At 38.4% G+C, this 25,145-nt stretch carries 25 protein-coding genes; 15 read left to right on the top strand and 10 right to left on the bottom strand.

Annotated features, from left to right (window positions below; all coding sequences use genetic code 11):
• The first annotated feature begins 472 nt into the window (after window positions 1-472).
• From B5473_RS15495 to B5473_RS15485, 3 genes are all read left to right on the top strand, one after another.
• Window positions 473-847, top strand: a complete 375-nt coding sequence (locus tag B5473_RS15495) for an rRNA methyltransferase (RefSeq protein ID WP_079526744.1) — start codon at window positions 473-475, stop codon at window positions 845-847.
• Between the two features lie 147 nt (window positions 848-994).
• On the top strand, window positions 995-1,795 hold the full coding sequence (locus B5473_RS15490) for a protein phosphatase 2C domain-containing protein (protein WP_079526742.1): 801 nt from the start codon (window positions 995-997) through the stop codon (window positions 1,793-1,795).
• A 21-nt stretch (window positions 1,796-1,816) separates the two neighbouring features.
• Window positions 1,817-2,461 (top strand): alpha/beta hydrolase, encoded by a 645-nt coding sequence (locus B5473_RS15485; RefSeq protein ID WP_079526740.1) that lies wholly within the window; start codon window positions 1,817-1,819, stop codon window positions 2,459-2,461.
• Window positions 2,462-2,535: 74 nt separating this feature from the next.
• Here B5473_RS15485 and ltrA read toward each other — a convergent pair whose 3' ends face one another.
• The 5 genes from ltrA to B5473_RS15455 form a co-directional block, all read right to left on the bottom strand.
• Window positions 2,536-3,798, bottom strand: coding sequence for a group II intron reverse transcriptase/maturase (ltrA, locus tag B5473_RS15480; RefSeq protein WP_079523941.1), 1,263 nt, complete (start codon window positions 3,796-3,798; stop codon window positions 2,536-2,538).
• Window positions 3,799-4,389: 591 nt separating this feature from the next.
• Window positions 4,390-4,899: an Ltp family lipoprotein gene (locus B5473_RS15470; RefSeq protein WP_079526738.1), complete on the bottom strand. Its 510-nt coding sequence runs from the start codon at window positions 4,897-4,899 to the stop codon at window positions 4,390-4,392.
• A gap of 281 nt (window positions 4,900-5,180) precedes the next feature.
• On the bottom strand, window positions 5,181-6,317 hold the full coding sequence (locus B5473_RS15465) for a zinc-dependent alcohol dehydrogenase (RefSeq protein WP_079526736.1): 1,137 nt from the start codon (window positions 6,315-6,317) through the stop codon (window positions 5,181-5,183).
• A 21-nt stretch (window positions 6,318-6,338) separates the two neighbouring features.
• A complete protein-coding gene (locus B5473_RS15460) occupies window positions 6,339-6,701 on the bottom strand; it encodes a spore coat protein (protein WP_079526734.1) in 363 nt (120 codons plus the stop codon).
• 12 nt (window positions 6,702-6,713) lie between these two features.
• A complete protein-coding gene (locus B5473_RS15455) occupies window positions 6,714-6,923 on the bottom strand; it encodes a spore coat protein (RefSeq protein WP_079526732.1) in 210 nt (69 codons plus the stop codon).
• 227 nt (window positions 6,924-7,150) lie between these two features.
• Here B5473_RS15455 and B5473_RS15450 point away from each other — a divergent pair, with 227 nt between their 5' ends.
• Entirely contained in the window at window positions 7,151-7,564 is a 414-nt protein-coding gene (locus B5473_RS15450) for a histidine phosphatase family protein (protein WP_079526730.1), read from the top strand.
• Window positions 7,565-7,799: 235 nt separating this feature from the next.
• The gene (locus B5473_RS15445; protein ID WP_079526728.1) at window positions 7,800-8,132 is read left to right on the top strand and encodes a histidine kinase; all 333 of its coding nucleotides are present in this window, start codon (window positions 7,800-7,802) and stop codon (window positions 8,130-8,132) included.
• Window positions 8,133-8,521: 389 nt separating this feature from the next.
• Here the strand turns inward: B5473_RS15445 and B5473_RS15440 are convergent, their stop codons facing one another.
• Together B5473_RS15440 and B5473_RS15435 are read right to left on the bottom strand one after the other, a co-directional pair.
• Entirely contained in the window at window positions 8,522-10,039 is a 1,518-nt protein-coding gene (locus tag B5473_RS15440; protein ID WP_079526726.1) for a transglutaminase domain-containing protein, read from the bottom strand.
• A gap of 18 nt (window positions 10,040-10,057) precedes the next feature.
• Window positions 10,058-10,597 (bottom strand): GNAT family N-acetyltransferase, encoded by a 540-nt coding sequence (locus tag B5473_RS15435; RefSeq protein ID WP_079526724.1) that lies wholly within the window; start codon window positions 10,595-10,597, stop codon window positions 10,058-10,060.
• Between the two features lie 544 nt (window positions 10,598-11,141).
• Here B5473_RS15435 and B5473_RS15430 point away from each other — a divergent pair.
• The 6 genes from B5473_RS15430 (at window position 11,142) to B5473_RS20715 (ending at window position 16,198) form a co-directional block, all read left to right on the top strand.
• On the top strand, window positions 11,142-11,480 hold the full coding sequence (locus tag B5473_RS15430; RefSeq protein ID WP_079526722.1) for a DUF485 domain-containing protein: 339 nt from the start codon (window positions 11,142-11,144) through the stop codon (window positions 11,478-11,480).
• Window positions 11,481-11,482: 2 nt separating this feature from the next.
• Window positions 11,483-13,033, top strand: a complete 1,551-nt coding sequence (locus B5473_RS15425; RefSeq protein WP_079526720.1) for a solute symporter family protein — start codon at window positions 11,483-11,485, stop codon at window positions 13,031-13,033.
• A 493-nt stretch (window positions 13,034-13,526) separates the two neighbouring features.
• Window positions 13,527-13,853: a DUF485 domain-containing protein gene (locus tag B5473_RS15420; protein ID WP_079526718.1), complete on the top strand. Its 327-nt coding sequence runs from the start codon at window positions 13,527-13,529 to the stop codon at window positions 13,851-13,853.
• Window positions 13,850-15,394 carry a solute symporter family protein gene (locus tag B5473_RS15415; protein ID WP_079526716.1) on the top strand — a complete coding sequence of 515 codons (1,545 nt, stop codon included), beginning with the start codon at window positions 13,850-13,852 and terminating at the stop codon, window positions 15,392-15,394. The genes B5473_RS15420 and B5473_RS15415 overlap by 4 nt, the downstream gene beginning before the upstream one ends.
• Window positions 15,395-15,521: 127 nt before the next feature.
• Window positions 15,522-15,944, top strand: a complete 423-nt coding sequence (locus tag B5473_RS15410; protein WP_079526714.1) for a hypothetical protein — start codon at window positions 15,522-15,524, stop codon at window positions 15,942-15,944.
• A 113-nt stretch (window positions 15,945-16,057) separates the two neighbouring features.
• Window positions 16,058-16,198 carry a hypothetical protein gene (locus tag B5473_RS20715; protein WP_176142089.1) on the top strand — a complete coding sequence of 47 codons (141 nt, stop codon included), beginning with the start codon at window positions 16,058-16,060 and terminating at the stop codon, window positions 16,196-16,198.
• A 221-nt stretch (window positions 16,199-16,419) separates the two neighbouring features.
• On the opposite strand, the gene parC is transcribed toward B5473_RS20715, so the two are convergent.
• Together parC and parE are read right to left on the bottom strand one after the other, a co-directional pair.
• Window positions 16,420-18,849, bottom strand: a complete 2,430-nt coding sequence (gene parC, locus B5473_RS15405; protein WP_079526712.1) for a DNA topoisomerase IV subunit A — start codon at window positions 18,847-18,849, stop codon at window positions 16,420-16,422.
• A complete protein-coding gene (parE, locus tag B5473_RS15400) occupies window positions 18,849-20,822 on the bottom strand; it encodes a DNA topoisomerase IV subunit B (protein WP_079526710.1) in 1,974 nt (657 codons plus the stop codon). The genes parC and parE overlap by 1 nt, the downstream gene beginning before the upstream one ends.
• 304 nt (window positions 20,823-21,126) lie before the next feature.
• Here parE and plsY point away from each other — a divergent pair, with 304 nt between their 5' ends.
• From plsY to B5473_RS15380, 4 genes are all read left to right on the top strand, one after another.
• The gene (gene plsY / locus B5473_RS15395; RefSeq protein ID WP_079526708.1) at window positions 21,127-21,729 is read left to right on the top strand and encodes a glycerol-3-phosphate 1-O-acyltransferase PlsY; all 603 of its coding nucleotides are present in this window, start codon (window positions 21,127-21,129) and stop codon (window positions 21,727-21,729) included.
• A 110-nt stretch (window positions 21,730-21,839) separates the two neighbouring features.
• Complete coding sequence (locus B5473_RS15390) at window positions 21,840-22,130, top strand: HesB/YadR/YfhF family protein (RefSeq protein WP_079526706.1); 291 nt, start codon at window positions 21,840-21,842, stop codon at window positions 22,128-22,130.
• A gap of 146 nt (window positions 22,131-22,276) precedes the next feature.
• A complete protein-coding gene (locus tag B5473_RS15385; RefSeq protein ID WP_176142129.1) occupies window positions 22,277-22,903 on the top strand; it encodes a YczE/YyaS/YitT family protein in 627 nt (208 codons plus the stop codon).
• Between the two features lie 125 nt (window positions 22,904-23,028).
• Complete coding sequence (locus B5473_RS15380) at window positions 23,029-23,799, top strand: ABC transporter ATP-binding protein (protein ID WP_079526702.1); 771 nt, start codon at window positions 23,029-23,031, stop codon at window positions 23,797-23,799.
• Window positions 23,800-24,065: 266 nt separating this feature from the next.
• On the opposite strand, the gene metA is transcribed toward B5473_RS15380, so the two are convergent.
• Window positions 24,066-25,007: a homoserine O-acetyltransferase MetA gene (gene metA, locus B5473_RS15375; protein WP_079526700.1), complete on the bottom strand. Its 942-nt coding sequence runs from the start codon at window positions 25,005-25,007 to the stop codon at window positions 24,066-24,068.
• Window positions 25,008-25,145 lie beyond the last annotated feature (138 nt).

The following is a 25,145-nucleotide window of genomic DNA, read 5'->3' as shown; positions in this document are numbered from 1 at the left end:
TATACTTGAATCATAGAAATTCCGAAAAAAAAGTTCGCAAAATAGGTTTAAGGATGTTTTGACGTGGTATATTACTTGTAAGTAAAGTTGCGGTCACTGAAGAGTATATGTAAGTTAACCACTAGTTTAGATTGTTTATATGATGATTTCTATTAGCTTCGTTGTATGCGTTTATCAAGCAACATTCACAGTATATTGTAGGCAATTAATGAACAAAATGCTTTAACGAAGATTTTCGAAAGATGCCAACTAAAGTTAGGCGAGCGAAATGCATACACGAATTGAGATATACCATTGAAAATTTCAGCTCAAGCGTTTTATAAGATGTTAAACTAACGTACGAAACATTACAACTTAATAGGCAATACCGACCGCAACTTTACTCCTTTCACTCCTTATGCCATAAGGAGTGTTTTCTTTTGTGCAATAATGGCTATAATATACGTAATGAATTGCTGATAGGAGAATGACAATGTGGAAGATACATAATGGGAAACTGATTCAAACAACGGATGAATCAAGAATCCGGTACAAAACGCGAATGAGCGCGGCAATTATTAACAGTTTAAAGCAGCTTGCCGAAAAATATGACACACATATCGGTTATTTATTGGAAAACGGTTATAGTAATTTAATCGACTCCGGTTCAATTGTTTACGATAAAAAAAACCGGCCTAAAGATCGCATCGAATTCCGGACGACATGCGATAAAGAATTACTGGATAGCCTGAAGGAATTTGCAAAGGATCATAGCCTGAACTTAAACGACGTCATTGAAGCAAGTGTTGCGTATATCAATTATGAGGATGTTAAACACGCAAATTGGCGTTACCGTGTAGAAGTTTAATAAGTAGGTATGAATGAAATAGTCATTTAAAATTAAAAGCTTAGCTCCGAAATGGGCTAAGCTTTTCTTTATACCATATTTTACAATTTTCGTTTAATTGGTGCTATACTATGGAAATCTATAAAAAGAATAAGGAGGTTAGTAGAAATGTTCAAATTCAGTTGGGTAGGGAGCGAAACGCATTTTGTTGATTTACCGCATCTTCAGCAATACAAAAACCTTACGATTGGACGGTTTGGCGGCAATTCATCAGCAGGACAATATAAAAACGAGGATGGTTGCATTGTCTGGGTGAATGAAGAACAGAACTGGGAATTTGTCATGATTTTGGACGCTCATAACAGTGCAGAAAGTGCAGAACTTGTTGCAGAGACTATTACGAAAGAAGAAGATAACCTGACTTCAATTTTTAACAAGCCACTTTCTGAAGCTTTTCTGGAATTAGATCATCATATCCTATATATTTTTCAAGATCCGCTCTTTTTAGCCCGTTGCCGTGAAATACATGGGGAAACGGCATGTCTGATCGTGTTAAGGAAGTATAAATATATTTGGTGGTTTTCAGTTGGGGACTGTATTCTTCATTTATTTCATCCTGAACTGGCTGACATGCAGGAATATCAGTTAAATCAAAGAAATTTCTACGAATGGATCGGGAATGTTAATACATTTGAATTGGATGTACCGTGTTACAGTACGGGTCGCAGAGAATTGCGAAAAGGGATGAATCAGCTTTTTATGACAACGGACGGATTAACGGAATGTCCCCATACTACATTTGATAACCCGAAGGAAATTATGGAGGTATTTGACCATTCCCAGTCTCCACACGATTCTGTATGGCAGCTATTAAAGGAGATTGAAGCAAAGGGCGTACGGGACAGTACAACGATTGTTTCATGGACTGTTGATATTAATCAACATGCAACTGAACCGAGTAATAAATAATCATTTAAAGGGGTTTTATATATGTTTAAAGTAAAAACAGATTCTATTACAGGTTATAAAGAAAAGGATATTCATTATACTGTTTTAAGTACCGATGAGCATGCACCAAAATTGGCGATTTTGCTTCCTGGAGCCGGCTATACCGCGCAAGCACCACTTCTTCATTATTCGACGGGTGTATTTTTACATAAATCGGTGGATGTGCTGCAGGTGAATTATACGTATAACGATAAGTTTTACGATCATTTCTCTATGGATGAGCTCGTTGAAGCAATTAAATTTGACGTTGGTACAATCATTGATAAAGTTTTAGGAGAGAAATCATATGATGGCTATTATCTTGTTGGAAAATCTCTAGGAACGATTGCTATGGCTTCACTGTTAGATAGGGAGATCTTTTATCATGCAAAAGCTGTATGGTTAACGCCGCTTCTTAATCGGGATGACGTTTTTGAATCGATGGTACACAGCCGTAACGAAAGTCTTTGTTTTATTGGAAATGATGACACGCATTACAATGCGGAAAGATATCGTCAATTCGACAATAATCCAAAGCTGGTGACGAAATTACTCGAAGGAGCGGATCACAGTCTGCAGTATAAGAGCGATCCTGTCCGGTCAATTGATCTATTAAAAACGGTTATCAAGGAAATCGATGCATTTTAAATCGAGTAGGAGGGAGTGATTAACTCCCGACCTCTCACACCACCGTACGTACGGTTCCGTATACGGCGGTTCAACTAAGATGAATAACGTAAAGTTTCATAACGAACTTGCAGACTTTTCAGCCCTTGGCTCTCCCAATAGGAATTGCCGAGGGTTCTGTGTAATATGGGGCTATTTGAAATGCGCCAGTACCCTTTTCGGGTATTTCCCCATTCATATGCTTTCCCATAAGGTACTTTTAGGCGAATGAGATTTCTGACTCTTGTTCGAGGTTTCTTCCAATTCTTCCACAGACACATACGTAGTCTTCGTTTTATCCAACTATCTAATGTTTTAAAGATAGAGTGTGTATCCGCTAAAGCAAAATATCCACACCATCCTATTAAATATTGGTTTAACTTTTCGATTCGGTATTCCATGGAATATGGCATCTTACGTGAGGTAATTTCTCGTATTTTCTTCTTCATTCGGACGAGACTTGATTTCGCAATGCGAACCTTAGGTTCTTTATGAAATGTGAAACTAAACCCTAAGAATTTGCGTTTCCATGGGCGGTCTACGGCTGATTTCTTTTCATTAACTTTTAAACGAAGTTTTCCTTCGATAAATCGTTGTACGTTCTTCATTACTCGTAATCCTGCACGTTCTGTTCTCACATAAATATTGCAATCATCTGCGTATCGAACAAATTTAAGTCCACGTTTCTCTAATTCTTTATCTAATTCATCTAACACAATGTTTGAAAGTAATGGACTTAAAGGGCCACCTTGTGGTGTTCCTTCTTCTGTACTTGAAACTACTCCATTTATCATGACACCGGCTTGGAGATATTTGCGAATAAGTTTTAATAATGGTTTATCTGAAATTCGTTTCGCTAATGTTGCCATTAAACGGTCATGGTTGACCTTGTCAAAGAATTTCTCTAAGTCCATATCAACGACCCATCGGTGTCCCTCTTTTAGATAGCTTTTCGCTTTTCGGATAGCGTCATGAGCGCTTCGATTTGGGCGAAACCCATAGCTATGATCCGAGAATGTTTGGTCATATTCCTTTGATAAAATCTGCGAGATGGCTTGTTGAATCAAACGGTCTGTTACGGTTGGAATCCCTAATAAACGCACGCCACCGTCTGGTTTCGGGATTTCGACTCGACGTACTGGTTGCGGTTCATAGGTTCCATCCAAAATCTTCGATTTAATGGTATCCCAATTTTCGAGGATGTGCTGTCGTAAGGTTTGTACGGGCATCATATCTACTCCATGGCTCCCTTTATTCGCTTCAACTCGCTTTAATGCTTGTATCATGTTTTGCCGTTCCAAAATTTGATTCAACATCACCATTTCGTTCCTTTCCGTGAATAGCTGTTCTTCTTTTGCCCAACTGGACTACACCCTCCGCAAATACCCTCGTGGGATTCACCACTACTTTCTAAGCGTGAGGTTTCCTCTGTTTTCTGTGTTCATACATCCAGTTGGAAAGCCAAGGGCTATTCTCTCTTAATCGTTCGGTCCTTCCAAGTAATTCTAGACTTACTTGTACTATGACCTCTGCTGACTTCTGACAGTTCAGCTACTTGTCACCAAGTAGGTTATGAAGGGTACTTCGCATTTCTGTCAGACCTCCCCGGGTAAGCGCATGCACTTTCACACCGTCTATCCGCCTCATTTACTCGATATGACCTTCGACAGAAGGAGCTTTGTTTTGTTCAGCAAACTCGCTCAGCCATACCTAGCCTTATATGAGATTCGTGTTCCTCGGACCGGTGTTTTGCCGCCAGCTTCCTTCAGATTCCGCGTCACCACGGACACCCTTGCTCTTGGCTAACCTCTACTTCTGTCTTCGGGGCTCGGGACTTGCACCCTATAGTTCATGCGCATGCCGGGCACACTGAAAAAAGCCTTCCACCAATACGATGGAAGGCTTTCAATTTATTCTAAGTTATCAATTGCGTACTGAGCTTCTTCAGCTGTAAATTTTTCTCCGTATTCGGAAATCAATTGATCGTAAATGGCAGAGTCAGACATCGCCATTGTTTCAGCGTATGATTTTGCTTTATCTAATGCATTTGCTTTCCAGTCAAACTCCAGGTTATCGATTGCATATTGCGCGGCTTCTTTAGGGAAACCTTCTCCATACTCCGAAATTAACTGATCATAAATACCGGCTTTAGACATTTGCATTGTTTCCGCATACATTTCTGCTTTTTTCAACGCAGATTTATATTCACGCGGTACATTATCTTCTTTTGCTTCCTCTTTTGGCTCTTCTTTTACAGCTTCTTTTGTATCTGCAGCTTGTTCTTTCGGTTCAGTTGTCGCTTCAACTTTTGTATCTGAATCCACTTCAGATGTTTCTCCATCACTGAACACTGCAATGATTACTATTAATATAATAAGGGCTAAAAACCCGCCACAACCAAGTTTAAATACTTTTTTCAACGCGGTAAATCCTCCTTTTTGATTCTATCTATATATTACAAGTTATCGTAGGATAATAATACTGGTAATATTTTTATATATAGCAAATGTTTATTAATTAATCGATATTTATTCAACGAAATGTGGCAAATTTATTATAAATACTGTTTCAAGGGTGCTCTAGATTGATAATAATAGGGAGAAGCTGTAGCTTATTTACATGTTAAGGGCGTGGAATAAAGGTAACTTTTATAATAAAAAAGGTACTTTTGCAAAGAGTTACAAAAGTACCCAAACTATATTTAAGGTTTTAAAACAACCTTTATACAATCTTCCTGTTTTGTATCGAATATTTCATACCCATACTTTGCTTTTTCAAGAGGGAGGACATGTGTAATAATATCACCTGCATTCACTTTACCATCAGCGATTAAGTTATATACATGAGGCATGAGATGAACAACAGGGGCTTGTCCAGTGCGTATTGCAACATTGCGTTGGAATATGTCTCCGAGTGGGAAAGCGTTGTATCGGCCACCATAAACACCGGTAATTTGGATCGTTCCTCCTTTGCGTACTGCTTGACTGGCTGTCACAATCGCTCCCATAGCACCACTTTGCAGTTTTATACCACTTGCCAGAAACTCTAATGGTGTCATTTTTCCGCTCATCCCGACACAATCAATAACTACGTCCGCGCCGCCTTTTGTAATCTCTTTTAAATATTCACCACAATTTTCATGGTCTTCAAAATTAACGATTTCAACTTTATTTGTCTTTTTAGCGTGTTTGAGACGATATCCTACATAGTCAACTGCGATTACTCTTTCTGCACCTTTTAACCAAGTAAATTTTTGCGCCAATAGTCCAACAGGTCCGCAACCAAGAATAACAACTGTATCTCCTTTTTTCACACCGGCATTTTCTACACTCCAAAAAGCAGTAGAGGCAGCATCAGCAAGGAGAACGAGACTTTCATCAGGAACTTCAGATTTCTCCGGAATTTTAAAAGGGAGGAAATTGCCATAGGGAACACGCATATACTCGGCCTGGCCTCCAGGAAACCCTCCTGTTGTGTCTGAATAACCGAAGTAGGCGCCCATTTCACCATTGTCATTCGCATTATCACATTGACTTTCCAGCTCGTGATTGCAATACCAGCATTGACCGCATGCGACATTAAAGGGAATGACAACCCGGTCACCTTTTTTTACCTTCGTCACATCCTTGCCGACTTCTTCCACAATTCCCATTGGTTCATGGCCAACAACATAATCTTGGCCTATATTTGGTATCATTCCATGCATCAAATGCAAATCTGATCCGCATATGGCTGTTGTTGTGAGACGGATTATAATATCATCGGCTTTTTTTATTTTAGGGTCTTTTACTTCCTTGACCTCAACATTTTTTATACCTTGAAAAGTAACAGCTTTCATTAAAAAATCCCTCGTTTCCGTTTACTTTTTTGGTGGGGTAGGGAACATTCCTTTGCGGTTCATGCTCTTAGGAAATAGATCCAACTGGGCAATACTTATCGCATTTTCAGCAGATTTAATATCCAACTCTTTTTGACCTTCCAGATGATAAGGCTTCAGCCATTCTTTTTTCATCATAAGCTCAGAAATCTCAAAATATAGATCAATCATCACATTCAGTTGCGTTCTCATAATTTTTTGTAGTGCCGGGGAAGCTGTTTCGGTTAAGGCGATTGAAAGATTTCGAATTCCCGTCTTTGTTGTAAGCAAAAACTCAAGCGCAACTCCAGAATCCGTTAGTTCAGGCATTCCAATTGAATTGATCGGATCTAAATAGTCTTCCATAAAATTGACCTCCTAATATACCAGTTCCGATTTAGAATAGAGCTTAACCATTGCGGCAAGTGCTGGGGTAGATAATTTTACATTTTTGTCTAATAAGGCTCTTAAATCATCATCAAAGACGACACCTTGACTTAACTTTGATTTAAGTAAACTAGTTGTCATAAAGTTTATAACTTCATGAAATTCCATTGTTTCATGAAGAGCTAATTTTTTCTCTAACATGTTAAACACACCTCCAGATTTTTCTTTAAAAAGTCTACCCTGGAGCAATTCCCTTTATACAAATTCGTATTTTCTGTTTTGTTTTGGGTTTTTAAAAAATGGTGGGGCTTGTTATCCTGGAAGCTTTAAAACAGAGCGCGGATTTCGAAAGATTCAAATACTTTTAATACCATTTTATCAATTAACTAGTATACTTTAATTGTAAAGAGGAAAGGCAGGATTTAACGATGAACACAGAAATATATTTTGTGAGACACGCACATTCAGTTTTTGATTTAGAAAATGAAGAATCTAGAGGATTATCCGACAAAGGTAGAAATGATGCTGATAAAGTGACAGAAATACTGAGTTCAGAATCCATTGATTATATCGTATCCAGTCCATACATGAGAGCAATTGAGACTGTAGAAGGTCTTTCGAAATTGATTGACAAAGAAATTGAAAAGGATGACCGTTTTAGAGAAGGTTGTTTAACTGCGAATGATTATATTTTTGAAGATCCAATAGAAGCATTTAAATATGCGTTTGAAAATCAAAATTTCTCTTATCCGGGTGGAGAAACTAGTCGTGAAGTTAAAGAACGGGGAATTGCAGCATTATATGAACTATTGCATAAATACAAAGGGAAAAAATTGCTATAGGAATCCATGGAAATATCCTGACAAATATTATGAATCACTTTTGATGATCGTTTGATATTAGCTTTTGGAAGACTACAACAAAACCTGACATTTATAAACTAACGGTTAATGAAAGCAACCAATTAGTAAATAAAGTTCGCTTATGGAATGGAAATTTTGAGAGAGAATACTAATTTTCATTCGAAGATTATCATTGTTCCACGGACTTTAAAAATTACGGCGGAAGGAGAGGAAAATGAAAAAAATAATTATCTTTAATCTATTATTTTGTATAATAGTAATTTTTGTTAATTACAATTATTTTAATTCTAAATCTCGGAGCGCGATCGCATACAACTATGCGAAAAGCTATATTGAAACGAACTATGGCATTGCTAGAGAAAATTTAAAATCTGAAGAAATCGATTACATGAGAGGAATGGGTTTGTTTGAATTAGAAGTTATAGATATAGAAACTCAAAATTATTACTTTTTTGAAGTGGATATTAACGATGACTATTCTTTATATTATATAAAAGATCTTACTGAGCTTCATCGTAAAAATCATCCTAAAGATCAAGTTGATTAAAGAAGCGCGGACAGAGATGAGTTGATTGGATGCAAAGTTGGAGAAACAATAGTCACATATATATTTGTTGATGTACAAAAAATATATAAAAAAAATTATTTTTTTAAGCTATTGAGGTATAAAAGCTGAAATAGCTTAATTTTATAATCATAAGAGAAAGTTGCTCCAATTAAATGTATGAAGTAACGTAGAACGTAGATATATAAAAAGGCGACAGGAACAATGTATATTTTATTTAATGTTAATTTCTAAAATAGGGACACGGTCATAATATATATTATAGGAAGTTAAGTCTCGTTTCAAAAGTATACTTATAACAGTGAGACAAAATGCGTTTTTTGCTGAAATAGCCATAATATAACCGGACCCGTTATATTATGGCCATTTGTTTACTTTTTCAGTTGGATCGTCACGCTTTTATATAACTGTATATAGATAAACTCATCATCAGCAAAATACTCCAACGCGTTTTGTTTACTTAATTGTTTTTCTGAGCCTGGTATTAATGTAATTGGCAACTTCAATTGTGCCGGCTGTTTAAATTCCACGTTTTTTCGGTTACTCGTCATTTGAATATGTAAACCTCTATTAATATATAAATCTACCGTTAGTTGTTTATAATGTTCATCTACATACAATTCGATTCCATCCGCGCTTTTAAACACAATTGGCATACAATCATCTTGCTGATCTACTGTCGCTACCCAACTGTCACCAAACGTATTTAACAGGACTTCCAAGCAATTTTCAGCAGTTTCAAATGATAATGAATCTTCACTTACTATATCCGCAGAAATTGATTTCTGAATGCTTTCAGTCGTTTGATCTGCATACAAGACTTCTAATGTCGTATCAGTTTCATAGATTCGTATAACTTGTTCCGCGCTTAGCTGTGTCAATTCATCAGCATCTAACGCCAATTGATACAAATAGCCATTATGAGAATCATTCCTGAAATACAAAAATCCATTTATATAGAAACAAAATTGAATTTTAACAATAAGTTTCTGTTTTGTCTGAAAAGGATCATCAGCAAAGTTCATTTCATACAAATGACCATTTCGAGGATGAGCATAATATAAACTAGTATTAACGAGACAGCCATCATATAAACGATGAATTGCTTCAAATTTTTTACTTGTACACATTGGATAATGATTTTCATTCCATTCATGATCAAGACGCATTTTCTCATCCGCAACTAAAAAATAACGATAGCGAACTTCTTTACCAGGAATCGAACCGATATCATCCCAAGTCACGTCCACATGATACCAATGATCATCAATCTGAACCATATTCCAAGCATGCCCCTCTGTTCCCTCACCCGCCGCTTTTCCGATCACATAATAACAAGGGATCTCCAGAGCTTCCATCATCTTTTCAAATAGAAGCGCATACGCCATACAAACACCATGTTTTTCATTCATAAACGTATACACAGCAAACGGCGATCCATCTGTATGACGTTCATAGCTATACGTTCTTGCAATATAGTCATGAACAATGAAAACCTTTTGCAGCGCAGACATGTCTGGATGAATTCGCTTCTTAATAATGGCTTGAATTTCATTAACGATCCATTTTTCTTCCTGCCGCGCCATCCGGTAACGCATTGTAAATTCCACTTTAACCCGATTCTTTGTTAATTGGCGATATTTATAGCTGCGCTTTTCACAATGCTGGGTATAAAATGGCTGTTCTAGATGGCACTGATCAAAAGCTTCCTTAATTAAAGAATCGATCGGCATTGGCAGCTGGCCGTTAATATGAAGCGTAAACTGCCTGTCCATGCGCTCCATATGGGCAATAAGCGCCGGCAGCAACTGTTTTGCTGTAATGGTCGTTGTTTTAATTGAATTTCCTTGCCTTTTATACTGTTCATAGCTTTCAAAATACGTTTTCACAATCTGTCGATACTCCTCTTATAACGCTTCCGTTTCATCTTCTTCAAATGAATTGAGCTTAACAAATATTTCAACCATTTTCCCATCCATTTCAATGATTTTCTCCAAATGCATCCCATTTTTCAATGCAATTCTTTTAGATCCTTCATTACCTACTTGAATCGCTGAAATATACCGGTGCAACCATATTTCTTCATCTGCATATTCCGCAAGAGCATGTGCTGCTTCAAACCCGTAGCCTTGTCCCCAATAAGCACGTTTAATCCAGTACCCGAGCTCAATTTCAAATGTATCGTCAATGACTTGTGCAACAAGCCCCGCGTGTCCGATAAATTCTCCGGTTTGACGATGGATCAGTTTATGTAACCCGTAATCCCCAAAGTTTTGATACTGTTCAATCATACGTTCGATCAAATGAATCGCATATTGTTTGTCCTTTATTTGTCCATTGCCAATAAATTTCATCATGAAAGTGTCCGAAACGAGGTCTATCACATGAGGAAGATCCTTTTCCGTATAACGTTCAAATGTTAACCGCTTTGTATTCAAATTCAACATTGTATCCCTCCGATTTAATACTTTTTTGATTATTCATTTATAATATCTCGGGTTTTTTCTCATGTATAGTCAAAATATTATTATTTCACTTTCATTTTCTGTAAATAACTAGTTTTCTTTTCTTCAAATAAACTCCTTACGATAAAATAAAAATTTTCACATTGTTAGTATATCAGATTTTTACTATCCCTTTTGTGTTATAGTACAATGTACTGAATTACTCGAAATCAGCATGAATTACAGATATTTTAGGTATCGAAATATAATATTGTGCTTTATGTATTTTAATTTCTAGCTAAAATATGTTTTTCATTACTTTCCTTTTCGCAAATAATAATCCTTTGTAAATTTCAAAAACATCTCCTTCAATTTTATCTCCTTAAAACTTGATAATTCTACTCCATTCCCATTTTAAACATTCCAACTTTTCTGAAAAAATGTTATTGCATTATATTCTATCCCCTCTTACAATGAGTACTATTAACGGAATCAAATAGTAATATGCCGTTTAAAACAGAATAATTTTTCATAAGGGGGAATTCCGTTGAGTCAATTAGGGGACAAAATCTCAGCGAAATGCGATGGCATTAACTATGACAAAATCGATCGCATGGAAACATTTAATCAGTTTGTAAAGAAGAAAAACACATTTTTATTCGGAATAACTATAACGTTTTTGACATTTTACATCTTACTACCGGTACTGGCATTCACACCTGTGTTACAACAGAAGGCTGTTGGCAGTATTACTTGGGTATGGGTATACTCGCTTGCCCTGTTCATTATGACAATTATTTTATGTACACTCTACGTAAAAATGGCATCTAAATTCGATAAAGCTGCAGCTGCTGTTTTACAAGAATATGAAAAGGCAGGTGCATAACGATGAATCTCGTTTCAGCAGGTTTCTTTATTGGTATCGTAGGGTTAACACTGATCGTTACATATATCGCTGCTAGGAGAACTTCTTCAGCAAGTGATTTCTACACAGCTGGCGGTGGTTTAAAAGGTTGGCAAAACGGATTTGCCATTGCTGGCGACTACTTATCTGCGGCCGCGTTTTTAGGGGTTTCCGGAGCGATTGCATTAACAGGCTTTGACGGCTTCTTCTTCTCTGTCGGATATGTCGTAGCAAACTTAGTTCTTCTATATATAATAGCAGAACCGATGCGTAATTTAGGACGCTATACATTGGCGGATATGCTGACAGCTCGTTTTAATGAAAAACGGATTCGCGGTGTAGCGGCTACAGGTACGATTATTATCGTCATTTTATATATGATTGCCCAATTAGTTGGTGCCGGTGCATTAATTAAACTTTTATTCGGTATCGAGTATTGGATGGCTGTTTTAATAGTAGGTGTCATGATGACGACGTATGTACTGTTCGGCGGAATGACGGCAACGAGCTGGGTACAGATTATTAAAGCAGGTCTATTATTGTTCGGTACGACATTACTAGCATTTTTAGTATTCTCGAAGTTTGATTTCAATTTAGTGAAAATGTTTGATACGGTCAGCACAAATTACGGGGACGAATATTTAGTGCCTGGTATGAAGTACACATCTACGATCGACTCAGTTTCGATGATGCTTGCGTTAGTGCTTGGTACATCTGGTTTACCGCATATTTTAATGCGATTCTTTACAGTAAAAGATGCGAAAACGGCCCGTGCATCGATTTCATGGACAACATGGATTACGGCGATCTTCTTCTCGCTGACAATTTTCTTAGGTTTTGGTGCAATGCATTTCGTCGGATTTGATAAAATCATCGCAGAAAATGCTGCAGGTAACACAGCTGCCCCACTGTTGGCAGAGTTTTTAGGAGGCAATATTTTACTATCATTCATTTGTGCGGTTGCGTTTGCTACTATATTAGCGGTTGTATCCGGTTTAGTATTAACAGGTGCATCGGCGATTTCGCATGATATCTATGGTGAGATTCTAAAAGAAGGGAAATTAACGGAAAAGCAACAAGTATTAGCAGCAAGAATCGGTTCTATTTCCATTGCGATTGTTTCGATCCTTTTAGCATTATTTGCACAAAGTTTAAATGTTTCCTTCCTAGTATCGTTTGCATTTTGTATCGGGGCATCGGCAAACTTACCGGTTATCCTTTATACGATCTATTGGAAGAAATTCAATGCAAACGGCGCGGTTGCGGCAATGGTAACTGGTTTAGTATCGTGTCTAGTATTAGGTGCGCTCGGTCCAAACATTTGGAGTCCTACAGGAAATGCAATTTTTGTTGGTGAACCAATCGTAAATTTAGCGGTTCCTGCCATTATTACGATTCCTTTAAGCTTCTTTGCAGGATACCTAGGTTCGATATTAACAGCACACAAAGTGGAACAAGCAGAGGCAGAACGTGTTTATAAAGAGATCCGCGTTAAAGCACATACAGGTATTTCTGTACAAGATGTTTCCCATTAATTATTAGAAGAAAGTAAATTAGAACAATAGATTTTAATAAATAAAAACTGTCTCGAAAATATTTGCTATTTCCGAGCAGTTTTTTGCTTTTTTATACCATTTTTTACATGAATATAACTTTTCGAATATACTGAATTTATTTTTTTGTAAAATAAATCATTTTTTAAATATTACTTTTACTTATAGAATTGAATAATATTTTCTTATAATTAATTTTCTGATTTTTTGTAATTATTTAACGTTTTGACCCCTTCAAACCCATGTAAATACTACCTTTCCATCGATTATCCAAAATATAACAATTTAATATTCTCCTCTTAATGTATTATTTTTTCTCTATTAAACTTATTTTTTCAAAAAATTTTTCCACATAATTTATTTAAAAAGTGTTGCAATTTTGTTACAGCTAAAATAGAATGAAAATGTAAAATCCTAAAAGCAGAATTTTACGTACATTAAGCAGTAATAATTATCACAAAATGGGGGAATGTTTATGGGGAATAATCAAAAGCCAATTATTGATTATGAGAGAATTGCATCGCAGCAATCTTTCAGGCAACTGGCGCGGAAAAAGAATTCATTTTTATGGTCGATTACCGCAATCTTTTTAGTACTTTATATGTTACTACCAATCTTAACTTCGTTTACAGAAATCTTACATCAAAAAGCGATTGGTGATATTACATGGGTATGGCTTTATTCGGCAGGGTTGTTCGTAATGACTTGGGGATTAGCTCACTTCTATGTAGCACGTGCTAACAAATATGACGCAGAAGCGAAATCGATTATTGCGGAATATGAAGGAGGTAGAAGCAAATGAGTTTTACAGCGATATTCTTCTTCGTAGCAATCGTAGGTTTAACTTTAGTCATTACTTGGTGGGCATCTAAACGTACATCTAGTGCGTCGGATTTCTACACAGCTGGCGGCGGATTAACGGGCTGGCAAAATGGTATGGCCATTGCTGGTGACTACTTATCAGCAGCATCATTCTTAGGTATCGCGGGTTCGATTGCATTATTCGGATTCGATGGCTTCTTCTTCTCGATCGGTTACCTAGTAGCCTATTTAGTAGTTTTATATATCGTAGCAGAGCCATTACGTAACTTAGGCCGATTCACATTAGCCGACATGATTACAGCTCGTTTCGATAAAGCAAAAGTTCGTGGTACAGCAGCATTATCTACAATTACAATCGTATTGTTCTACATGATCGCTCAGCTTGTAGGTGCAGGTGCACTTATTCAATTACTGTTAGGTATTGAATACTGGATGGCGGTACTTTTAGTTGGTGTCATGATGACAATTTACGTATTATTCGGTGGTATGACAGCAACATCTTGGGTACAGATCATCAAAGCATGTCTATTAATGTTAGGTACCGTTATTATTTCATTCTTAGTATTAGCAAAATTCGACTTCTCTATTGCGAACATGTTTACACAAATGACAACGGCAACAGAGCATGGTGAAGCTTACTTAAATCCAGGTTTACGTTATACAAACGGTATTGATACAATTTCAATGCTGTTGGCATTAGTACTTGGTACAGCGGGTCTTCCACACATCCTAATGCGTTTCTTCACAGTAAAAGACGCTCAAACAGCTCGTTCTTCAGTAATTTGGGCTACTTGGATTGTTGGTTTATTCTATGTATTAACGATTTTCCTAGGTTTCGGTGCAGCAGCATTCGTTGGTAAAGACGAAATCGTAGCAGCGAACCCGGCAGGTAATATGGCTGCCCCATTATTAGCACAAGCGCTTGGTGGCGACATCTTATTCTCATTCGTGTGTGCGGTAGCATTCGCGACAATCTTAGCGGTAGTAGCAGGATTAGTACTTTCTGGTGCATCTGCCCTATCACATGATATTTACGGTCAAATTATAAAAAAAGGTAAAGTTACTGAACAAGAAGCGGTTAAAGCAGCGCGTATCGGTTCAATTATTATCTCAATTGTTTCGATTCTATTAGCTTTAGGTGCTCAAACATTAAACGTTGCCTTCTTAGTATCGTTAGCATTCTGTATCGCGGCATCAGCAAACTTACCGGTAATCATCTACACAATCTACTGGAAACGTTTCAACACATCAGGTGCTGTTACAGCAATGTTAACAGGTTTAATCTCTGCATTGATTTTAGTTGCCGTATCTCCTAACGTATGGAATCCGGTTGAAGGTAAAGCAATCTTTGTTGGTGAACCGTTAATTATGTTAACGAACCCGGCATTAATTTCTGTACCTCTTGGTTTCTTAGGCGGATTTATCGGTACATTAATTTCTAAAGAAAGAAATGATCTGAAATACCGTGAAGTTGAAGTAAAAGCTCAAACAGGTATTTCTGTACAAGACATTTCTCACTAAAAATAACCTTCCTTTCTTTGACGAGTTGAGGAAAAACGAATCAGCTTCTAACAATGTTAGAGGCTGATTTTTTATAACTTTACTGTTTTCATGAAATCTCCCCTATTCTATCTTGAGGAGTGAAGCGATGACGCTTGGACAACATTTACGCGTATTCATTTGTGTCGTAGTGATGGGCTGTATTGTCGGCTTTGTACTGAACGGGAAAGAAATTGAGACGGAATCCCCTTATATCGATTATGTAAAAGCGCAGCAGTGGCCTTTTAACGAAGAGTTGCTCATTGGTGAAGTATTTGATGGCCATTATGAATTGACGTATTGGGAGTACTTTACCGCCCGAAATGGCCAGCATGTCGTCCAGTTTACAGGAAAGAACGATGAACAGCAGGATATTTACCAGTTTGTCGTCGAGGAAGATTACACGGAATTTACGATCGGAGCGGTCAAGCAGAATAATATCCTTTTACCGCCTGATCAAAAATGGAATTTTGTCAAAACGCTCACGACTAAAAAAGCGTCAAAATCCGGAGAATTTCTTGCCGGAATTTGACGCTTTTACTATGCTTTTATTCTATTAAAAACAGGAATATTCTCCTTAATATTTCATGGTACAATAGAAAAGCAGCATCCAGCTGACTCCTTTTGTAAAGGAGGTGTACTACTGTGTCTTATCCATCACGCAAAGAAAAGGCTAAGGCTGTTTCGGAAAAAAAGCGTAAGGAAAAACTCGCCATTTTTCGTTATGCGACAGACATTTTTCGTATTGTCGATACCATCTATCGTTTTTTCCGAATGATGCTGTAAAAAATTTATTTTCACCACTTAGACTAGCCATCTAGGTGGTGTTTTTAATTTCTATTAAAAAAGGGTAAATAAAAAAGCGATTGGGGGCCACCCAACCGCTCTGTACTACTGTAGATCCATCACGCATGAATCTTACTAACTTCATTGTATGAAAGTATGCCTTTCATGTCAATGAATTACTTTTATCATATGTTTTAATTCCGGCTAATATACATAAAACCCTACTCTGTCTTTTCAACATAGGCGCGGCAGATTGCCCCATCACCTTCTGTATCAATTCGTAGTGAACCGTTTGAATAACGGTCCGCTCTCGTTAAGGATGTCACTGAAATTGTTTCCTGTATACCTTTTTCGGTTTCGATTGTAAATGTATTTCTAAAGTTAACAACTAAAATTGTATAAATACGATGCGGGTTCGATTTTAACTCTTTTAATATAACGACACCGCGTTTTGCACGGTTGCCAAGTTCAAGTTCCGACAACAGCATTCGTTTAACGGCACCGCGCTGTGTGACGATAACGAGTTCTTGTTCCTGCTCCGGATTTAATAATGCAACCGCTGCAAGATACTCGCCCTCTTTAACAATAATCCCTTTCACTCCTGCTGTTTTTACCCCTGTTACCGGAAGATCTTCCATAGGGAATCGGATTGTATAGCTCGTATTTGTAGAAAGCAATACTTCTTCCTTATCTGTAACAAGACGCGCAAAAATCATCTCGTCTTCACCTTTTAAATTCATTGTCTTAATCGGTTTCGAATAACGAGTGACGATGTAATCGGCAAGTGCCGAACGCTTAATTTGCCCCTCTTTTGTAGCGGTAAATACATACATATTCGGTTGCTCGAACGTTTCAATACCGATGACTTCGATAATTTCTTCATTTGAGTCGATCGGCACAATACTTGAAATATGCTGTCCGAGATCTTTCCAGCGAATATCCGGCAATTCATGTACCGGCTGGTAAATGTAATGACCTTTACTCGTAAACAGGAGTAAATGATGCTGCGTATTCAAGTTCGCTTCATACAGCAAGTAATCGGAATCCTTCATAGCAAAATCCTTGCCGTTTGACGCACTGTGTGAACGAAGGCTTGTCCGTTTTACATAGCCGTCTTTTGTCACGGTTACGACAACTTCTTCACTTGGCACCAATACATCGCGCGTTACTTTAATTTCTTCGATTTCTGCTTCAATTGTAGAAAGACGAGGAACAGTAAAACGTTTTTTAATATCGTTCAATTCAGATTTAATAACACGGATCAATTTCTTTTCGTCCTCTAAAATAGCTTTCAGTTTCACAACAAGCTCATGTAATTCATCTTGCTCTTTTTGCAGTTGTGTAATATCAGTATTTGTTAAACGGTAAAGTTGAAGGCTGACAATTGCTTCAGCCTGTTCTTCCGAAAAGCCGAATTTTTCGATAATGTTATTTTTCGCATCGCGTTTATCTTTCGATGCACGGATTGTTTCAATCACTTCATCTAAGATGGATAAGGCTTTCATAAGACCTTCAACGATATGTAAGCGATCTTCTGCTTTTGTTAAGTCATATTGGGATCTGCGGCGAACGATTTCCTTCTGGTGATCAATGTACGCATCCAACATGAGCGGCAATGTCATCATCATCGGACGACGGTTATGAATCGCAATCATATTGAAGTTATATGAAACTTGCAAATCCGTTGATTTTAATAGGAAATTTAAAATCCCTTGTGCAGGCACATCTTTTTTCAGCTCTACAACAATTCGTAAACCGTCACGGTCCGATTCATCGCGAATTTCGGAAATACCGTCTAAACGGCGATCATTTACGCGAAGTTCGTCCATTTTACGGATCATGTTGGCCTTATTTACTTCAAACGGGATTTCGGTAATGATAATTTGCTCTTTATTGCCTTTTAATTGCTCAATTTCTGTACGTGAACGGACAATGATTTTCCCTTTACCTGTTTCGTACGCTTTTTTTATTCCGTCAACACCTTGAATGATCCCGCCCGTAGGAAAATCAGGACCTTTAATAACGGTCATCAGTTCATCGACTGTACAGTTTTTGTTGTCCAGACGCATTAAAACCGCATCAAGTGCTTCCTGCAGATTATGTGGCGGAATATCCGTCGCATAACCGGCCGAAATCCCTGTTGCGCCGTTGACTAGTAAATTCGGGAATCGAGATGGCAATACAGTCGGTTCCATATCCTGATCATCAAAGTTTGGTACGAATTCAACTGTATTTTTATTAATATCACGTAATAGTTCTGCGGCAATTGCCGAAAGACGTGCTTCCGTATAACGCATTGCGGCTGGCGGGTCACCATCGACAGAACCGTTGTTACCATGCATCTCGATCAGCATATGACGGCTTTTCCAGTCCTGACTCATACGGACCATCGCATCATATACCGAAGTATCACCGTGCGGATGATAGTTACCGATTACATTACCGACTGTTTTTGCCGATTTACGGAACGGTTTGTCAAAAGTATTACCTTCATGGAACATCGCATATAATATACGACGCTGTACAGGTTTTAACCCGTCTCGTGTATCCGGTAATGCTCGGTCTTGAATAATATATTTGGAATAGCGACCAAAACGGTCACCCATTACTTCTTCTAAGGGCAGATCTTGAAATTTTTCTACAAAACTCATTATTCGTTAACCTCCTCATGCTGGATGAATTCATTTTCTAAAATGCTTGCATCCTCTTCCATGCCGAAGTTGACGTTTGATTCGATCCATTTACGGCGGGGCTCTACTTTATCGCCCATCAATGTTGTAATACGACGTTCTGCACGTGCACCATCTTCAATTTTCACACGGATTAATGTACGTGTTTCCGGATTCATCGTTGTATCCCAAAGCTGGTCGGCATTCATCTCACCTAAACCTTTATAGCGCTGAATAATATAGCCTTTGCCGATTTTTTTCGTTGCGGCACTCAGCTCCTGTTCAGTCCAGGCATACATAAGCTCCTGCTTTTTGCCCGACCCTTTTGATACTTTATAAAGAGGCGGTAACGCGATATACACTTTTCCTGCTTCGATAAGCGGACGCATATAACGGTAGAAGAATGTCAGCAATAATACTTGAATATGGGCACCATCTGTATCGGCATCGGTCATGATGACAACTTTATCGTAAGCGGCATCTTCCACCGAGAATTCAGCTCCGACACCGGCACCGATCGTATGGATAATCGTCGCGATTTCTTCATTTTTCATAATGTCCTGCAGCTTGGCCTTTTCGGTGTTGATTACTTTACCGCGCAATGGCAAAATCGCCTGGAATGTACGGTCACGACCTTGCTTCGCCGAACCGCCCGCAGAATCACCCTCTACCAGGTATAATTCATTTCTTGAAGCATTTTTCGACTGTGCAGGTGTCAGTTTACCAGACAGAAGCGTACTCGATTTTTTCTTTTTCCCGTTACGGGCGTCATCACGTGCTTTACGTGCAGCTTCACGCACTTGTTGGGCACGGATTGCTTTACGTACTAAAGAAGCCGACAGCTCGGCGTTTTCTTCAAGTACATACATTAATTGCTCTGAAACAACGGTATCAACGGCTGAGCGTGCTTCAGATGTACCAAGCTTCCCTTTTGTCTGGCCTTCAAATTGCAGCAGATTTTCAGGAATACGTACAGAAACAATTGCTGTCAGGCCTTCACGAATATCCGTGCCTTCCAGGTTTTTATCTTTTTCTTTCAGTAATCCGATTTTGCGGGCGTATTCATTAAACACACGTGTCAATGCTGTTTTAGCACCAGTTTCGTGGGTACCGCCATCACGTGTACGGACATTGTTAACAAACGACAAAATCGTTTCGGAATAGCCGTCGTTAAATTGCAGTGCAAATTCCACTTCAATTTCCTGAATGATGCCTTCTACGTACTTAACCGGATGCAATACATCTTTTTCTTCGTTTAAGTATGTGACGAACGCTTCAATACCGCTTTCATAATGGAAAATTTCATGCTTTCCTTCTCCGCGCTCATCGATCAGTTCAATTTTTAAACCTTTTAATAAAAACGCAGATTCGCGTAAGCGCTCTGCCAATGTATCATAATTATATTTAACGACTGAAAAAATCGATGGATCCGGCAGGAAGTGTACGAGTGTTCCTGTTTCCTTCGTTTTTCCAATCATATCAAGTGATGTAGCCGGTTTTCCGCCTTGTTCAAAGCGCTGGCGGTAAATTTGACCATCACGATAAATTGTTACTTCCAGGAATGTTGATAAGGCGTTTACAACAGATGAACCAACACCATGTAAACCGCCACTTGTTTTATAGCCGCCTTGTCCAAACTTTCCGCCTGCATGAAGGACGGTGAAAATAATTTCAGGGGTTGGTTTACCCATTTTATGCATACCTGTTGGCATACCACGTCCATGGTCACGCACGCTAATACTGTTATCTTCATGAATCTTCACGATGATATGATGTCCAAATCCAGCAAGCGCTTCATCCACTGCATTGTCAACAATTTCATACACTAAGTGGTGAAGACCTCGACTATCTGTAGAACCAATATACATCCCTGGTCTTTTGCGTACGGCTTCTAAACCTTCTAATACTTGAATGGCATCTTCATTATACGAAATACCGGTTTGGTTTTTTACCAAATGTAATCCCCTCCAAAAATACAAACAAACGTTCTATTTACTACCTAATCGTACGCTCAAATATGCATGATGTCAATGTTTAAAGGTACTGATTTAGGCTTTGCAAAGATTAATTGTATCATCAAAAACGAACCTTTAAAAGCATATCCTTCAGCAGCAAACAATAAAATGTAACTTTTTCCCTGTTTTTTTACGGTGGGCGAAAAAATAATACCTCTTTCCTTCTATTAAAAAACATTGTAAAATATTCAATACATACTATTAGTACCAAGTAGTAATTCTGAATTCGAAAGGAGCACAACACTTGATCAACGCGTTAATTATTATTTGTGCTTATTTAATCGGTTCCATTCCATCAGCTTTATGGATTGGCAAAATTTTTTACAAAACGGATATTCGACAACAAGGCAGCGGCAATTTAGGAACGACCAATACATTTAGAGTATTAGGCAAAAAACCGGGCATCGCCGTATTGCTTATTGATATATTGAAAGGAACGGCTGCGGTATTGCTTCCGTTATTGCCGTTTTTCGCAGACAGCACTGTCCATCCTTTAATCTTAGGTGTCATCGCGGCTGCGGGCCATATGTTCCCAATCTTCGCTAGTTTCCGTGGAGGAAAAGCGGTTGCTACGAGCGGCGGCGTTATTTTAGGCTATAATTTACCGTTATTTTTAATCTTAATCATCGTATTTGTCATCGCCTTAAAGTTAACTAAGATGGTCAGCTTGTCATCTATGATTGTATCCGCTGCAGCGGTTATTTATGTAATTGGTCATTGGATGATAACAGGTGAATATGCATTATTCATTTTAGTTGTCGTTCTGGCTGGCTTCATTTTTTACCGTCACCGTGAAAATATTAAGCGGATCAAAGCCGGTACTGAACCGAAAATTAAAGGATTTTAAACGATTGACTGAAGGGGTTTCCTTTCAGTCTTTTTTTGTACCTAAAATTTAGAACGCGAGCTTTGTAAGTTTTTTTTATTTACTGCATAATGGCAGTAGAGGTGAAATATATGGAAATCAGACTATCAGAAAAAGCACTCAATTGGTTTAAACAAGAGATGGAAGTAGAAAAAGGCGATTTTATTCGCTTTTATGCACGATATGGAGGTTCTTCACCTTTTCATGAAGGGTTTTCGTTAGGGATGACACGGGAGCAGCCGCATGAAATAGGTATTGAAACGGTTGTGGAAGATATTCATTACTACATCGAAAAATCCGATGAATGGTTTTTTAATGAACATCATTTAGTTGTAGATGTCGCCGATTCATCCGATGAATTAACTTATTCGTATGAAAAATAAATGCCCTGTTTCCGCTTCCTGATACGAACAATTTGCCGCTCAAAAAGTTCAAATGTTTCGAATTTATTGTAAATCCATTTTTGCCGATTCAATCGTTATAATGAGTAAGGATTATATCGAGGATTGATGAGGGATTACATGTGAAAGTGAAACAGGAATTTTATTGGCGCTGCGTATTTTTTATTGCAGGCATCATTGTTTTATCATTAGGCGTCGCATTGACGATTAAAGGACAAATACTTGGCGTTGGGTCATGGGATGTCCTCCATATCGGACTACAAAAAAACTTTGGCTTAACGGTCGGTATGTGGTCTATTATTTTAGGCTTGCTCATTCTGGCTGTCGATACGTTTTTCACGAAAAGATTGCCGAAAGTCGGAACTTATTTGGACATGTTCCTGACAGGGATATTTATTGATATATTTTTGATTGTATTACCGGATGCGAATACGCTGTTAGAACAAACATTGGCGTTTGTTGTTGGCGTTGTCCTGCTGGGCTTCGGCTGCGGGATGTATATGGTCGCAAACCTTGGTGTAGGACCTCGTGATACGTTAATGCTGTTGTTCGTGCATCGTCTTGGTTGGAGTGTCAACCGTGCACGTACGACAATGGAAGTAACGGTTGCTGTACTAGGTTTTGTATTGGGCGGACCAGTCGGAGTCGGTACGGTATTTATGGCGTTCGGCTTAGGGCCTGTCGTACAATGGGCGCTCAAATGGAACGGAAAGCTGTTCCACCGCGCAGCAGGTGTCGAAAGTGTTGTTATATAAATAATGAGGAGAGCAAACATTATGCGTTTGCTTTCTTTTTTTTACATTTAAATTATTACAATTTTCAAAAAATACTTTCGCGACAATGGAAAAAAGTGCATAGTAGTAAGTGGAGGTGTTTTTAAATGATACATATTGAAAATATCCATTTATATCGCAATGACAAACAGATTTTAAACGATTTAAGCTGGCATGTACAAAAGGGGCAGCATTGGGCCATTTTAGGGTTAAACGGCTCCGGCAAAACAACGTTGCTGAAAGTAATTAACGGCTATATTTGGCCAAATGAAGGTAAAGTCCAAGTACTGGGTGAAACATATGGCAAGACGTATATACCGAAACTGCGGACGCGGATCGGCTGGGTCAGCAATGCGATGATCGATAATTTCAACTGGCAGGATAACGCGATTGAAATCGTGCTCAGCGGCAAATTTGGTGCCCTTCGCCTATTTAATGATGTGACGGAAGAAGAAATTGATCATGCGGTTTCTATAATGAAGCATTTTCACTGTGACCATTTAGCGAATAAATCATTCGAGCATTTGTCACAAGGTGAACGTCAGCGTGTCCAAATAGCAAGGGCCATTATGGCAGATCCGGAAATTTTAATATTGGATGAGCCGTGTGGCGGTCTGGACTTAATCGAACGGGAGAACTTGCTCCAAACGATTGAACAGATTGCTGAAGCAGAAAACGGCCCTACCCTTATTTATGTTACGCACCATGTAGAAGAAATTTTGCCTTGTTTTAGCCATGTGCTTTTAATGAAAGACGGAAAAAATGTCGAAGCCAATGCACGCGAAGTTGTTTTAACAGACGAATTATTAAGCGATTTCTTCGGGCGGGAAATCAGTTTGCAGATTGAACGCGAACGTGCCTGGGTCGCAATTAAATAAAGAAGTTGGATGCTAAGTAAAAGTATATCGTTGAATAAGAAGAAAATTCTTTATTAGAAACCGATATTTATAAAATTGATTGGAATGGAGGGGAGGCGACTCCAGCGGGAATAGCGTGACGCCTGAGACTACAGGCTCAGGCCACGCCCGCGGAAAGCGTCCGACCCGGAATGGAAATCAATTTTTAACGTTCAGCAAAAAAAGCTATTTTTCTCCTAGAGAAAAATAGCTTTTTGGGTTAAGTTACAGTTTTAAATATATAAGCATTAAATATGATATTCAATATTTTCATCGACGTAATGCCATTCATACGGCGTTTCTTGGTATACGTAGTAGTTCAGCCAGTTGTAGAACAACAGATGTGAATGGGCACGCCAAACATTTTTCGGTGCCTGCAGCGGGTCATTATTTGGGAAATAGTTGACCGGAATTTCCGTATTGTCCGGATCCTTCTCTATATCGCGGAAGTACTCATCCGATAATGTCGTTGCATCATATTCCAGATGCCCTGTAATCATAATATGTTTATTGTTTTTCGATTGAACGATAAACACGCCTGCATCATCCGAGTAGCTTAGTAAGCGCAAGTCAGGATGGGCACGCACTTCATCAATCGAAACCGATGTATGGCGTGAATGCGGTGCCACATACTCATCACTAAAGCCCCGCACTAAATCTACTGTTAAATCCGTGATCACATGGGAATAAACACCGGAGCATTTTTTCGGCAATTCGAATTTTCCGATGCCAAAATGGTGATACAAGGCAGCTTGGGCGCCCCAACATATATACATGATCGAAGTGACATGTTCATTTGCCCAGTCCATAACATGCGTAATTTCATTCCAGTAGCCTACATCTTCAAAATCCATTTTCTCTACTGGCGCTCCTGTAATAATAAGTCCATCAAAACGACGGTGCTTCACTTGATCAAACGTCCGGTAAAAAGTATCTAAATGCGATTTGGAAACATTTTTTGATTCGTATGTAGCCGTGTTTAAAAATGTCACATCTACCTGTAATGGTGTATTACCGAGTAAGCGCAGCAATTGCAGTTCGGTTTTCTCTTTTTCAGGCATTAAATTAAACACTAAAATATTTAACGGTCGAATTTGTTGTGTTTTCGCACGGTCTTCCTCCATGACGAAAATCTTCTCTTTTCTAAGCAGCTCACCCGCCGGTAAATGTTTTGGAATATTAATCGGCATTCCACTTTCCCCCTCATAAACTTTTTCAATAAACTTTTAATAATCTGTCGTGTTCAGGCAATGCATTGTTTTACGAGCGAAACGAACCGTTCCAGAACAATATAAAAAGCCCCTCTCACTCCAGCAAAACAGAATTGA

The organism is Solibacillus isronensis, assembly GCF_900168685.1.
Classification (GTDB): Bacteria; Bacillota; Bacilli; order Bacillales_A; family Planococcaceae; genus Solibacillus; species Solibacillus isronensis_A.
The sequence above is the reverse complement of the archived record's forward strand: the minus strand, read 5'-3'. Positions and strand labels throughout refer to the sequence as shown.